The sequence below is a fragment of the Streptomyces sp. NPDC025721 genome, from assembly GCF_055558595.1.
On sequence record NZ_JBVHMF010000005.1, the window covers coordinates 196,280 to 208,656 of the forward strand.

The window sequence follows — 12,377 nt, forward strand, 5'->3', positions numbered from 1 at the left end:
GGGTCGGGCCGCTCGAAGGCGCGGTCCCGGGGCCGGAACACGAGGTCAGCGGCGCCGCCCGCGCGCCGTGCGTCCCACCGCGGCCACCCCCGCCGTCCCGGCCGCTCTCAGCCGTGGACCCGCACCGCGTACCCTCCGCCCCAGTTCGCGCCGCCGCGCCCACCCCCGGCGGCCGACCGCCCCGCACAGGGCGAGGGCCAGGACCGTACCCACCGCGATCGCGAGGCCGCGCGGATAGTCCAGGGGAAGGACGGACGGGTTGGCCGTCGGGCGCGGGCGCAGGAGCACGGGCAGGGCGATCAGGACGAGGCTGCCCGCGACGACGAAGGGCCACCGCGGACGGAGGCCGGGGCGGGTCGCGGCCAGGGCGCCGAGAGCGAGGAGGGCGGGGACCAGGACACCGTCGTGGAGCACGACGGCGCCCACGAGCCACTCCACCGCCGCGGGCCAGTCCGAGATATGAGGGTCCGTCAGAAGCAGCGTCGCGCCGAAGGCCATACCGGCGAGGCCGACGGCGCCGACGCCATACCGCAGGAGGGTCGCCGGGCGTACGGCGGTGGGGCGTCTCATGTCAGCACCTCGAGACGGGTGACCCATTTGGTCTGGAGGACGCCCGGCCGGTTGGGGGCGATGATCCGGGCGGGGAAGCCGTGGTCGGGGGAGAGGACGTCGCCGTTCAGGGACAGCGCCAACAGGGTCAGCGGGTCCCGGGCGTAGAGGTCGCCCATCTCCATCACGGCGTAGGCGCCGTGCTGTTGGAGCGAGACGACGCGGACCCGCGCGTGGTCCGGGGCGCCCGCACGGTCGAGGAGGTCGCGGATCCGGATGCCCGACCAGTGCGCGTTCTTGCTCCAGCCCTCGACGCAGGCGATCGGCAGCACCACGGAACGCTGTGGCAGCGTGCGGAGTTGAGGCAGCGTCAGTTCGTACGGGCGCGGGCCGCGTACGGTCAGACGCCAGTCGGCCAGGCGCGCCGCCGTGATGCCAGCGGCGGCGGCCGTACGGTTCACCGGCAGGTGCTGCGGGCCGTGGTCGGGGTGGCGCGGGGCCAGCAGGTCGAGGTCCTTGAGCGGGGTGAGGCTCTGCCCGACGGTCGTCACCGTCACGGCGCCGACCGCCGCGCCCACCGTGGCCAGGAAGGCCCGCCGGTCCCGGCCGTCGGCGGCGGGCAGCCGCAGCGTGCCCGGTGAGCGGCGCCACCAGTGCGCCGCGATCTCCGGCGCCTTCACCGCGATGTGCAGCGCCAGCGCGCCCACCACGACCCACGCCAGCGCCCAGTGGGCCGGGCGGAAATTCCACGGCCAGGGGTACCACTGCACGGTGTTGAGCAGGCCGGTGGCCAGTTGCAGCAGCGTCGCCGCGACCAGGACCAGGATCGACAGCCGCTCGAGGCCGTGCGGTACGGATCGCAGCGGCGGCCAGGCGAACAGCCGCGGATAGACCGTCCACAGCTTCGCCAGCACCAGCGGGATCGCGGCGATGCCGGTCGCCACATGCGTGCCCTGGGTCAGCCGGTAGCCCCAACTCGGGCGGCTGGGAAGGTGGTTCACCGCCCAGCTCGGCGGCTGCTGCAAGTAGTGGCTGACCAGCCCGGTCACGAAGCAGACGACCAGCGCCGCCCCCAGCACCCGCCCCAGCGACACCGCCGTACGCGCGTCGTGCAGCCGCCCCCTGAACGCGCCCTCCCGCAGCGGCCCCACCCGCGCCCACGCCGGAAACAGCACCGCCGCGGGCCGAGCGTGAGGCTTCGGGGCCCGCGGGGCGGGCCGTTCGGGAGGCGGAGGAGGTGTATCGGTCATGAGGCCATCTCACCCCCGCCGAGGCCCCCGCAGGACCGCGCGACTCCTTACGGAACGCGTACGTCGCAGCGGTTCGGCTCCCGCTCGCCACGACCGGATGCGAGCGTGTGACCTGTGGGAATCCGTACCTCGCTCCTCGCCGCCCCCCGCAGGGCCGCCGCCGGCACCACCCCCGGCACCACCCGCCCAAGCGGCGCCGACACCGCACCCCCGAGCCGCGGCCGACCGGCGACCGCCCTCGTCGCCCTGCTCCTCACCGCCCTCGTCGCCGTCGTCGCGGCGACCCTCGCCGTCGGCGGCACCGAAGGCCGTCCGGACCGCCTGCCGTACTGGTACGCCGCCGCGTGGGCCCTGTTCGCGGCGGCCCTCCTCGCGCTCCGCAAGGTGCCGCGCCGCGCCGCGACCGTCCTCGTCGCCGCCGGAGGCGTCGCTCTCGCCCTGACCGGCCTGGCCACGGCCCCCCGCACCAGCAACGACATGTACCGCTACGCGTGGGACGGCGCGGTGCAGGCGTCGGGCGTCTCGCCGTACGCGTACCCGCCGAACGCGCCGGAGCTCGAACGGCTGCGGGAGCCATGGCTCTTCCCCCGCCAGGCGGACGGCCACTGCGCGGACTGGACGCAGATCCCTACCACCGCCGGTGACTGCACGCGGATCAACCGGCCCTCCGTGCACACCATTTACCCGCCCGTCGCCGAGGGCTGGTTCCTCGCCGTGCACGCGCTGTCGCCGCCGGGCACCCGGTACAAGCCGATGCAGGCCGGCGGCGCGCTGCTGGCCGCGGCGACCACGGGCGCGCTGCTCCTGGCGCTGCGGCGGCGCGGCGCCGACCCGCGCCGCGCCGCCCTGTGGGCGTGGTGCCCGATCGTGCCCGTGGCGGCCGTCAACGACGCGCACATCGACACCCTCGGCGTGCTCCTGACCGTTCTCGCGCTCGGCGCGACCGCGCGACCGGTGCGCCGCGGCGCGCTGCTGGGCGCCGCCGTCGCGGTGAAGCTGCTGCCCGCCCTCGCCGTGCCCGGCGCGCTCGCCCGCCGCACCCCGCGCGAGGCGCTCCGCGTCCTGCTCCCCGCCGTCGCCGTAATCGTTCTCGCCTATCTGCCGTACGTCGTCGCGTCCGGCGGCGAGGTGCTCGGCTACCTGCCCGGGTACCTCCAGGAGGAGGGATACGAGCCGGGCAGCGTACGGCGCTTCGCCCTGCTGCGACTGGTGCTGCCGGACGGCGCGGCGGGCCCGGCCGCGATCGCGGCCGTCCTCGCGGTGGTGGTGTACGTACTGCGGCGTGGGGACCGGAACCGGCCGTGGCGCGGGGCCCTGCTCGTGACCGGCACCGCGCTGCTGCTGACCTCACCCTCCTACTACTGGTACGCGCTGTCGGTCGTCGCCCTCGTCGCGCTCGACGGCCGCTGGGAGTGGCTGGCCGTACCGCTGGCCGGACTCGCCCTCTACACCGGGAACGCGATGGGCGCCGGTGCCCATGGAAACGTGCTCCAGGCAACCGCGTACGGAGCCGCCGCACTGATCGTCGTCGCGGGCGCCGTTGTGCGCCGGAACACCTGCGGTAGCACCGTTGACACCCTGCCGCCGCCGTGTCGTACTTAGTGCTTGCCCGGCCGTTCAGCAGTGGCCCCTTCGGCACCCGCGATACGCGCACGCTCTGTGCCGCCGTCACCGAAGCCGCCCGACGGCCGTGGTGGACGGGGTCATGTGGGGGCTGTACCCGACGTCGTCACGCAGTCGCAGCCAGTACGCGCTTCGGCTTCTGGGGGAATGCGGTGGCGAGAGAGCACTATCCGACGACGGCCGAAGTCATCCAGGGCGCACGGCTGTTGACGTTGCGATATCCGAGACTGTGCCGTCTGCGGGCGGTCGGCCGGTCGCGGGCCGGGCGGCCCCTGCTCATGCTGACGGTGAATCAGGCGGAGGGCGGGAGCGAGCGGAATGCGCTCGTGGTGGCGGGACCGCACGCCAACGAGGCGGCGGTCGGCGGTGCCACGGTGCTCCGGCTCGCGTACCAGCTCGCCGCCGAGCGCGAGGGCGGCCACGGCGACGGCACCGCCTGGCACTTCCTGCTCTGCATCGACCCGGACGGCGCGGTGCTCAACGAGCCCTGGCTGTGCGGGCCTTACACCCTGCGCGGCCACTACGAGCACTTCTTCCGGCCGTGCGCGGCGGAACAGCCCGAATGGCTGCCGCCGCCGGGAGCCCCCGACGCGTCGCTCCCCGAGACCCGCGCGCTGCTCGGCGTACTGGACGCGCTGCGCCCGGTGTTGCAGTGCTCGCTGCACGGCATCGACGTGGGCGGCAGCTTCGTGCAGCTCACCAGCGACATCCCCGGCGTGCCCGCGCGGATCGGCAAGTCGGCCGCCGAGCTGGACATCCCGCTGGAGAGCGGGTCCTCCGACGCCTTCCAGTGGCCGAGCCCGGGACCCGGCGTCTACGTGATGCCGCCGGACGGCGACCCCGCGACCGTCGGGGACGGCGCCAACTCCACCTGGGCGCACGCCCGCCGCTACGACGGTGTCACCGCCGTCGTCGAAGTGCCCATGTGGGCCTGCGACCGCACCGCCGACATCTCCCCGCACCCCGCGCCCGACCACGCGCTGCGCGTCGCGGGCGCGGCGCTCCGCCGCGACCTGCCCCGCGTCGCCCGGGTCCTGGACAACCTCGACCCGCGCCTGGTCGGCGCGGACTCCCCGATGCTGCGCACCGTCAAGGAACTCGTCGGCATCGGCCCCCGGCTGTCCGCCGACTGGGACCCCGCCGTGCGCCCGCCCGGCGCGCTCCCGCTGCCGCCGATGACCACCGCGCGCGTCACCAGCATCGAGGTCTACGCGCAGCGCGTCCCGCTGCGCGCCGCCGCGATGCTCCGCCGCGTCGCCGACGTCCCCCGCGTCACGCGCCTGGTGGACGAGTGGTGCGCGGCGTACGAGAGCGCCTACCGCCCGCGCTGGGTGCCGATCGCCGACCAGGTCGAGCAGCAGGCGCGCAGCGTCATCGCGGTGTACGAAGAGCTGCGTACATGACCACGTCCTTCAACTCCCCGCCGACGCGCGCCCAGTCGCGCAGCAGCCCCTCGCGCTGGTAACCGGCGCTCTCCGCGGTGCGCAGCGAACCGGTGTTCCACGGCTCGGCGTACAAGTCGAGCCGGGCGATGCCCAGTTCGTGCAGGCCCCACTCGGTGATCGCCTTCAGCGCCGAACCTGCGGCGCCCGCGCGGCGCGCCGAGGCGAGCACCCAGTAGCCGACCGTGGCGCGGTCCGCGCTGATGATGTCGAGCCCCACGTTGCCGACCGCGCACCCGTCGGACGCCCGCGCGATCACCATCGGGTAGCGGCCCGCCGCCGGCCGTCCCCACTGCCGCTCGACGAAGGCGATCCCCTCGGCGTCGCTGTAGACCGGCGGCACGGTCGTGATCAGCGGAATCAGCGGGTCCGTCGACGCCTCGCGCACCGTGTGCAGGTCGGCCATCGACCACGGGCGCAACGTGTAGTCGCCCGCCCCGAGCACCGGCGGTTCCCTGAGGTCGGTGAGGACGTCCCTGCGGTCCGAGCGGTGCCTGTGGTCCATGCGTCCGATGCTGCCAGCAGGGGCCGCGGCGGGCGAGTCCATGACGGACGTACGGGGCACGGGCCCGCGGCCTTCCCCCGTCCCTGCCCCCGTGCCCCCGCGCCCCGCCACCCGTCCGTGTCCCCGCGCGCCCCGCCCTCCCCGTCACCCATGCGCGCGGACGGGTTCACGCCCCTTCGGCGACCGCAGGAACAGCGCGGAGGCCACCGCACCCGCTGCCACCAGGGCCGCGTTGACCAGTACGGCGAGCGAGATCCCGCCGAGGAGTACGTGCGGCGCCGCCGACGAGGCCGCGCCCGCGCGGGCAGTGACGACCGCGCTCATCACCGGGATGCCCAGCGTGATGCCGACCTGCTGCGTCATCGTGGCGAGGCCGGTGGCCAGACCCTGCTCCTCGTCCGGCAGCCCGGACGTCGCGGTGACCATGAAGCCGACGATCGCCAGCATGTTGCCGACACCGCCGACGAAGGTCGCCGCCAGCAGAAGCCCCAGCCATCCGCGGCCCTCCCCGAGCGGCACCAGCGACGCGGTGGCGACCGCCTGGCCCCCGCCGCCGACGATCAGCGTCGCCCGCGTGCCGATCCGGCCGATCACCCGCGCCCCGAGCACCCCGCCCACGACGGTGCCCGCCCCCAGCACACCGAAGGCGAGACCGGTCGCGAGCGCCGAGAACCCCAGCACCTTCTGGAGGTAGAGCGTCATCAGGAAGACCAGCGACGTCTCCGTCACGAAGGCGATCAGCCCGGCCGCGTTCCCCCACACCACCGACCGGCGGCGCAGGAACCGTACCGGCACCAGCGGCGCCGGGGCCCGCCGCTCCGCCGCGGCGAAGGCGGCCAGCAGCGCCGCGCCCACCGGCAGGGCGGTCAGCGTCACAGGGGAGAGCCAGCCGCGCTCGCCCGCCGACGTGAAGCCGTAGACGACGGCGAGCAGCCCGCCGGTGACGGTCACCGCGCCGGGCACGTCGAGCCGGGGCCGCGCGGCGGGGCGGCTCTCGGCGATCAGCGCGGGCGCCGCGAGCAGCACCACGGCGGCCACCGGCACATTGACGAAGAACGCCCAGCGCCAGCTCAGCAGGTCGGTCAGCACCCCGCCGAGCACCGCGCCCGCCGTGAAACCGGCCGACATCAGCGCCCCGTTCAGACCGAGCGCCCGGTCGCGCAGCGGCCCCTGCGGGAACGACGTGGTCAGCAGCGCCATCCCGGCCGGGGTCACGGCCGCCGTCGCGAGACCCTGGGCGACCCGCGCCGCCAGCAGCATCGCCGGACCCGTCGCCAGCCCGCCCGCCAGCGACGACACCCCGAGCACCGCCATCCCGGCCAGGAACACCTGGCGCCGCCCGAACAGGTCCGCGACCCGGCCGAACAGCAGCGTGAATCCGGCGGCGGCCAGCGCGAACGCCGTCGCGATCCACTGGAGATTCGCCAGCGAGAAGCCGAGACCGCGGCCGACTACCGGCAGCGCCACGTTCAGGATCGAGAAGTCCACCGCGATCATGAACTGCGCGCCCAGCAGCAGCATCAGCGTCCAGCGCTGCCGCGCGCTCATCGGCGGCGGGCCGGACCTCGGGGCGGTGTCCGGTGCCCCGGCCCCGTCCGTCCGCGCGCTCCCCGTCCCGGCCGCGCGGCCCGCGCCCGTCGTCGGTGCGGGTGCGGGTGCCGGTGTGGATGTCGGCGTGGGCGCGGGTGTAGGTGTGGGTGCTGGTGTCGGTATCGGTGGCGTCATCCTGCGGCCCTCCATAGCGGTGGTGCGGTCACCACGGAAGGCTCGTCGGCGGCGCGGCCCGTACCCAGACCCCCGTTCTTCGTACGCGGGCGGTGCCTACGCGGGCCGTACGGACGTCGGCGGTGCCTACCACCGGCAGGGTCAGGCTCCGCGCCGGGCGCCGGGGCAGACTGGACGCATGGACGGCACCGCGCGCACCCCCTCCGCACTGGGCGAATTCCTCCGCACCCGGCGGGCGCGGCTGCGCCCCGAGGACGTCGGCGTCGTCCCGTACGGTGCCCGGCGCCGCGTACCGGGCCTGCGCCGCGAGGAACTGGCCCAGCTCGCGGGCGTCAGCGTCGCGTACTACACACGGCTCGAACAGGGCCAGAGCGCCAACGCCTCGCAGGCCGTGCTCGACGCGCTCGCCACCGCGCTGCGGCTCACCGACGACGAGCGCGCCCACCTGCGCCACCTCGCGCGCCCCGGCCGCGCGGGACGCCGCGCCCCGCAGCGGGCCGAGACCGTACGGCCCGCGACGCGGCAGCTCATCGCCGCCATGGACGCGGTGCCCGCCGTCGTGATGGGCCGCCGCTACGACGTCCTGGCCTGGAACGCGCTCGGCCACGCACTCACCGCGGGCCACCTCGACCCCGACGCGCCCGACCGCCCGGCCGACCGCCCCAACGCCCAGCGGATGCTCTTCCTCGACCCGCACACCAGGGAACTGCACCCGCACTGGGACGAGGAGGCCCGGCGCGCCGTCGCCTCCCTGCGGCTGGCGGCGGGCGAGGCGGCCGACGACCGCGGATTCGCCGAACTCGTCGGCGAGCTGTCCATGAAGAGTCCGGAATTCGCCGCCCTGTGGTCCCGCCACCCGGTCAGCAACTGCACCACCGGCACCAAGACCTTCCACCACCCAGTGGTGGGCCGCTTCGACCTCGCCTTCGAGATGCTGCGGACCGCCGACGGCTCGGGCCACCGGCTGCTGCTGTTCAGCGCGGCGCCCGGCACCCCGGACGAGGCGGCGCTGCGCCTGCTGGCGGCGAGCGCTCAGGCGAGTACACAGGGGAGCCCGTACGCGAGCACGCAGGTGAGCACACAGGCGCGCGCATCGGACGCGCTCACCCGTTCGGAGTAGTCCGCAGCCCGCCCCGGCGCCCCCGCACCGATCATGAACGCAAGGGGACAGCGCCGAACCGGGAGCAGGTGAGCGTGGTGAGCACCGAGAAGCCGCCGAGCGACAGCAGGTTCGGTTCGCTGGTGACCCCGGGCCGGGTGACCGTGGCCGTGCTCGCGGTCCTCGCCCTGATCTTCATCTTCGAGAACACCCGCGACGTCAAGATCCGGCTGCTGATCCCCGAGGTCACGATGCCGCTGTGGATGGCGCTGCTCGGCTGCTTCATCGTCGGCGCGCTGGCCGGGATGTACCTGCGGCGCGGCGGCCGCAACAGGGGCGGGCGCTGACGCCGGGACCTCGTGCGGGGCGCCGCGATCCGTGGGGTACGCGCGGGTGCGGTGCGATCAGCGGCTTGGACCGGCGGTTTGGATCAGCGGCTTGGACCGGCGGCTTGGACCGGCGGTTTGGATCAGCGGCTTACGGGCCCGGCGGCGCGACCAGCGGCTTGCCGAGGCACACGCTCAGCTCGTCGTGCCGGTAGTAGCCGAATTTCGGCACCGGCAGGTAGCCGCACGAGCGGTACAGCGCGATGGCCTCCGGCTGCCGCTGACCGGTCTCCAGCACCATCCGGGTCCGGCCCGCCGCCGTGGCCGTCCGCTCCAGCTCGGCCAGGATCGCGCGGGCGAGACCGCGCCCGCGCGCCCGCGCCACCACGAACATCCGCTTGATCTCCGCGTCGCCGTCCGCGTGCCCGTCGGGCGAGTCGTCCTGGGCGCGCCAGCCGCCACTGGCCACGGCGTGCCCGTCCTCGTCGTAGGCCAGCAGGTACAGCCCGCGCGGCGGGTCGAAATGGGCCGCGTCCATGAAGGTCGAGTCCCCGTCGCCGTACCGCTCCACGTACTCCTGCTGCACCAGGTCGTTGAGCTTCACCGCGTCGGGGTGGTCGTAACGCGTCGTTCTGATCTCCACGCCCGATATCGTACGTGCGCGGTCGTACGCACGTGCGGACGGGGGATACCGAAGCGGTCCAGCCGACCGGCCCCGGTATCGTCCAGCGCATGTCGACCACCGTCACCACCGTGAACGTCAACGGACTCCGCGCCGCCGCCAAGAAAGGCTTCCTGACCTGGCTGGAGGAGACCGAAGCCGACGTGGTCTGCCTCCAGGAGGTCCGCGCGGAGCCCGACCAGCTCACCGTCGAGCTGCGCGACCCGGCGGGCTGGCACGCCTTCCACGCGCCCTCCTCCGCCAAGGGCCGGGCCGGTGTCTCGCTGTACACCCGCGAGGAGCCCAGCGCCGTCCGCGTCGGCTTCGGCGCCACCGAATTCGCCGCCGCCGGGCGCTACCTGGAGGTCGACCTGCCCGGCACCGGACCCGGTCTGACCGTCGGCAGCCTGTACCTCCCCTCCGGCGAGGTCGGCACCGAGCGCCAGGCGGAGAAGGAGCGCTTCATGAAGGACTTCGCCGTCCACCTCGGCGCGCTCCGCGACCACGCCGCCGAAACCGGCACCCATGCCCTGGTCTGCGGCGACTGGAACATCGCGCACCAGGAAGCGGATCTGAAGAACTGGCGCGGCAACCGCAAATCCGCCGGCTTCCTCCCCGAGGAACGCGCCTGGCTGACCGAACTCTTCGGCCCCGCGGGCTGGACCGACGTCGTCCGCCGCCTCCACCCCGACGTCGAGGGCCCCTACTCCTGGTGGTCCATGCGCGGCCAGGCGTTCGACAACAACACCGGCTGGCGCATCGACCTCCAGGTCGCCACCGAAGCCCTCGCCGCCGCGGCCACCACCGCCGTCGTCGAGCGCGCCGCGAGCTACGACCAGCGCTGGAGCGACCACGCCCCGGTGACGGTGACCTACGACATCTAGGCCACGGCGGCGCGGCGCGCGCGTCACACCCCCGGCTCCACCGTCTCCAAGGCACTGACGAGCGGCGCGGAACTCCGTGGCCGGGCCCGGTGGGCGATGGCATGCTGAGTCCGTGAACGGACCGCACATCACCGTCAGCATCCCGGCTGAGCTGCACCTCTTCGTGGCCGCCGACCGGCGCCGCGAGGAACCCGGCGCCGTGGTCACCGACGGCACGTCGTCGCTCGGGCACGTCGTGGAGTCGCTGGGCGTGCCGCTCACCGAGGTCGGCGGGCTGTCCGTCGACGGCCGCGCGGTCCCGAACGCGCACGTCCCGGCGCCGGGCGAGGCGGTACGGGTCCACGCGGTCGTACGGCCGCAGGAGGTGCCGGGCGCGCCGCTGCGCTTTCTGCTCGACGTCCATCTCGGCACGCTGGCACGGCGGTTGCGGCTGCTCGGGGTCGACGCGGCGTACGAGAACGAGGACATCGGCGACCCGGCGCTCGCCGCGCTCTCGGCGAGCGACCGCAGGGTCATGCTCACGCGCGACCGGGGTTTGCTGCGCCGCCGCGAACTGTGGGCGGGCGCGTACGTCTACAGCGACCGCCCGGCCGACCAACTGCGCGACATCCTCCAGCGGTTCGCGCCCGACCTCGCGCCCTGGACCCGCTGCGTCGCCTGCAACGGCCTGCTGACCCCCGCCGACAAGGAGTCCGTCCGCGACCGCCTGGAGGGCGGCACCGAACGCTCCTACGACGTCTTCGCCGCGTGCGCCTCCTGCGGCCGCGTCTACTGGCGCGGCGCCCACCACACCCGCCTCGAAGCCGTCGTCGCCGAAGCACTCCGCGACGCCGCCCCCACCCGCCACTGATCCCACCCGGCACTGATCCCGCGCGGCACTGACCCCACCCGGCTGACCCCGCGCGGACCGGCACCGCGCGGACCTTCACCGCGCGCCGAAGCCGCTGGTGGGACCGCCCGGTGCCCCTATGGGACCGGCCAGTGCCTGCATCAGCCTGACCGCTACCCGCGCCGAAGGCCGCTCGCCCACCGACAAGGGAATGCGTCTGGACAAAAAAAGTTTTCGGTGAGACGCTGAAGCCATGTTGGACGTGAGCGTGATCGAGAACCCCGAAGCGGCGGCGACGTCGCTGGACCCGATAAGGTCCCGGCTGCTGGCCGAGCTGGCGGCGGGCCCGGCATCGGCGACGATGCTCGCGGCGAGGGTGGGGCTGCCGCGGCAGAAGGTGAACTACCACCTCAAGGCGTTGGAGAAGCACGGCCTGGTCGAGCTGTCGGGCGAGCGCAAGAAGGGCAATGTCACCGAGCGGCTGATGCGGGCGACCGCGGCCTCGTACGTGATCTCGCCGATGGCGCTGGCCGCCGTGCAGCCCGATCCGGCCCGCTTCCGCGACCAGCTCTCGGCGCGCTGGCTGCTGGCCGTCGCCGCCCGGCTGGTGCGGGACGTCGGCACGCTGATTACGGGCGCCGACCGGGCGCGGCAGCGGATCGCGACCTTCGCGCTCGACGGCGAGGTCCGCTTCGGCTCGGCGGCGGACCGCGCCGCGTTCGTGGACGAACTGACCCGCGGCATCGCCGCGCTGGTCGCCAAGTACCACGACGAGGAGGCCGAGGGCGGGCGTCCGCACCGGATCGTCGTCGCCCTGCACCCCACGGTGAAGACCCCCGAGGCCCCCGCCGTCACGAGCGGTGGCGCCGATGCCGCCGCTGTCGAACCGGCCGTCGGCCGGCCCACCACACCCCCTGAGGAAGCGTCATGAGGAAGCTTGTCGTCAGTGAGTTCCTGTCCGCCGACGGAGTCATGGAGGCGCCCCACGAGTGGCACGGGCCGTACTTCGACGACGACATGGCCGGTGCCGTGTCCGCCCAAATGGACGCGTCCGACGCCCTGTTGCTCGGCCGCACCACCTACGACGGCTTCGCCGCCGCGTGGCCCGCGATGGCCGGCCAGCCCGGCGGCGACCACATGAACGGCATCGCCAAATTCGTCGTCTCCAGCACGCTGGAGAAGGCCGAATGGAACAACTCCACCGTCCTCAGCGGAGATCCGGCCGCCGCCGTCCGCGAGCTGAAGCAGCGGGACGGCGCGAACATCACCGTGATGGGCAGCGCGACGCTCGTGCGGTTGCTGCTCGGGCAGGGCCTGGTGGACGAGTTCGACCTGCTGGTGCACCCGATCGTGGTCGGCCGCGGCAAGCGGCTGTTCCAGGACGGCCTGCCGCAGACCCCGTTCACCGTCGTCTCCTCCGAGATGTTCGCGTCCGGCGTCCATCACGTCGTCTACGCGCCGCGGAAGGCGTAGGGCCCGTCCGC

13 protein-coding genes are annotated in these 12,377 nt (G+C 74.3%); 8 read left to right on the plus strand and 5 right to left on the minus strand.

All coding sequences use genetic code 11. The features are described from left to right. Nucleotides 1–45: 45 nt before the first annotated feature. Together ACZ4EF_RS10380 and ACZ4EF_RS10385 are read right to left on the minus strand one after the other, a co-directional pair. Nucleotides 46–570, minus strand: coding sequence for a hypothetical protein (locus tag ACZ4EF_RS10380; protein WP_467503827.1), 525 nt, complete (start codon nucleotides 568–570; stop codon nucleotides 46–48). Further along, nucleotides 567–1,724 (minus strand): molybdopterin-dependent oxidoreductase, encoded by a 1,158-nt coding sequence (locus ACZ4EF_RS10385; protein ID WP_467503829.1) that lies wholly within the window; start codon nucleotides 1,722–1,724, stop codon nucleotides 567–569. Before ACZ4EF_RS10385 ends, ACZ4EF_RS10380 begins: the two co-directional genes overlap by 4 nt. A 189-nt stretch (nucleotides 1,725–1,913) precedes the next feature. On the opposite strand from ACZ4EF_RS10385, the gene ACZ4EF_RS10390 reads away from it, so the two are divergent. Beyond that, nucleotides 1,914–3,401 (plus strand): glycosyltransferase 87 family protein, encoded by a 1,488-nt coding sequence (locus ACZ4EF_RS10390; RefSeq protein ID WP_467503831.1) that lies wholly within the window; start codon nucleotides 1,914–1,916, stop codon nucleotides 3,399–3,401. A gap of 173 nt (nucleotides 3,402–3,574) precedes the next feature. Next, nucleotides 3,575–4,825 (plus strand): M14 family zinc carboxypeptidase, encoded by a 1,251-nt coding sequence (locus ACZ4EF_RS10395; protein ID WP_467503833.1) that lies wholly within the window; start codon nucleotides 3,575–3,577, stop codon nucleotides 4,823–4,825. On the opposite strand, the gene ACZ4EF_RS10400 is transcribed toward ACZ4EF_RS10395, so the two are convergent. Next, nucleotides 4,794–5,369: a GNAT family N-acetyltransferase gene (locus ACZ4EF_RS10400; protein WP_355339208.1), complete on the minus strand. Its 576-nt coding sequence runs from the start codon at nucleotides 5,367–5,369 to the stop codon at nucleotides 4,794–4,796. The two genes, ACZ4EF_RS10395 and ACZ4EF_RS10400, sit on opposite strands and share 32 nt — an antisense overlap. A gap of 144 nt (nucleotides 5,370–5,513) precedes the next feature. Then, on the minus strand, nucleotides 5,514–6,917 hold the full coding sequence (locus ACZ4EF_RS10405) for an MFS transporter (RefSeq protein ID WP_467503836.1): 1,404 nt from the start codon (nucleotides 6,915–6,917) through the stop codon (nucleotides 5,514–5,516). 355 nt (nucleotides 6,918–7,272) lie between these two features. Here ACZ4EF_RS10405 and ACZ4EF_RS10410 point away from each other — a divergent pair, with 355 nt between their 5' ends. Further along, the gene (locus ACZ4EF_RS10410) at nucleotides 7,273–8,214 is read left to right on the plus strand and encodes a helix-turn-helix transcriptional regulator (protein ID WP_467503838.1); all 942 of its coding nucleotides are present in this window, start codon (nucleotides 7,273–7,275) and stop codon (nucleotides 8,212–8,214) included. Nucleotides 8,215–8,282: 68 nt separating this feature from the next. Then, the gene (locus ACZ4EF_RS10415) at nucleotides 8,283–8,540 is read left to right on the plus strand and encodes a lipopolysaccharide assembly protein LapA domain-containing protein (protein WP_391049575.1); all 258 of its coding nucleotides are present in this window, start codon (nucleotides 8,283–8,285) and stop codon (nucleotides 8,538–8,540) included. 130 nt (nucleotides 8,541–8,670) lie between these two features. On the opposite strand, the gene ACZ4EF_RS10420 is transcribed toward ACZ4EF_RS10415, so the two are convergent. Beyond that, nucleotides 8,671–9,162 (minus strand): GNAT family N-acetyltransferase, encoded by a 492-nt coding sequence (locus ACZ4EF_RS10420; protein WP_467503840.1) that lies wholly within the window; start codon nucleotides 9,160–9,162, stop codon nucleotides 8,671–8,673. Between the two features lie 89 nt (nucleotides 9,163–9,251). On the opposite strand from ACZ4EF_RS10420, the gene ACZ4EF_RS10425 reads away from it, so the two are divergent. The 4 genes from ACZ4EF_RS10425 to ACZ4EF_RS10440 all read left to right on the plus strand — a co-directional run bounded on the left by ACZ4EF_RS10425 (nucleotide 9,252) and on the right by ACZ4EF_RS10440 (nucleotide 12,366). Continuing rightward, nucleotides 9,252–10,064: an exodeoxyribonuclease III gene (locus ACZ4EF_RS10425; protein WP_391163676.1), complete on the plus strand. Its 813-nt coding sequence runs from the start codon at nucleotides 9,252–9,254 to the stop codon at nucleotides 10,062–10,064. A 112-nt stretch (nucleotides 10,065–10,176) separates the two neighbouring features. Next, entirely contained in the window at nucleotides 10,177–10,914 is a 738-nt protein-coding gene (locus ACZ4EF_RS10430) for a Mut7-C RNAse domain-containing protein (RefSeq protein WP_355339223.1), read from the plus strand. A 232-nt stretch (nucleotides 10,915–11,146) separates the two neighbouring features. Further along, nucleotides 11,147–11,824, plus strand: a complete 678-nt coding sequence (locus tag ACZ4EF_RS10435) for an ArsR/SmtB family transcription factor (protein WP_355339226.1) — start codon at nucleotides 11,147–11,149, stop codon at nucleotides 11,822–11,824. After that, complete coding sequence (locus ACZ4EF_RS10440) at nucleotides 11,821–12,366, plus strand: dihydrofolate reductase family protein (protein ID WP_401719454.1); 546 nt, start codon at nucleotides 11,821–11,823, stop codon at nucleotides 12,364–12,366. Before ACZ4EF_RS10435 ends, ACZ4EF_RS10440 begins: the two co-directional genes overlap by 4 nt. The last annotated feature ends 11 nt before the right edge of the window (nucleotides 12,367–12,377 follow it).

Excerpts from the sequence above, each read along its gene's own strand:
- ACZ4EF_RS10400 (WP_355339208.1), bottom strand. The coding sequence starts at position 5,369 with ATGGACCACAGGCACCGCTCGGACCGCAGGGACGTCCTCACCGACCTC.
- ACZ4EF_RS10380 (WP_467503827.1), bottom strand. The coding sequence starts at position 570 with ATGAGACGCCCCACCGCCGTACGCCCGGCGACCCTCCTGCGGTATGGC.
- ACZ4EF_RS10440 (WP_401719454.1), top strand. The coding sequence starts at position 11,821 with ATGAGGAAGCTTGTCGTCAGTGAGTTCCTGTCCGCCGACGGAGTCATG.
- ACZ4EF_RS10425 (WP_391163676.1), top strand. The coding sequence starts at position 9,252 with ATGTCGACCACCGTCACCACCGTGAACGTCAACGGACTCCGCGCCGCC.
- ACZ4EF_RS10435 (WP_355339226.1), top strand. The coding sequence starts at position 11,147 with ATGTTGGACGTGAGCGTGATCGAGAACCCCGAAGCGGCGGCGACGTCG.
- ACZ4EF_RS10410 (WP_467503838.1), top strand. The coding sequence starts at position 7,273 with ATGGACGGCACCGCGCGCACCCCCTCCGCACTGGGCGAATTCCTCCGC.
- ACZ4EF_RS10405 (WP_467503836.1), bottom strand. The coding sequence starts at position 6,917 with ATGAGCGCGCGGCAGCGCTGGACGCTGATGCTGCTGCTGGGCGCGCAG.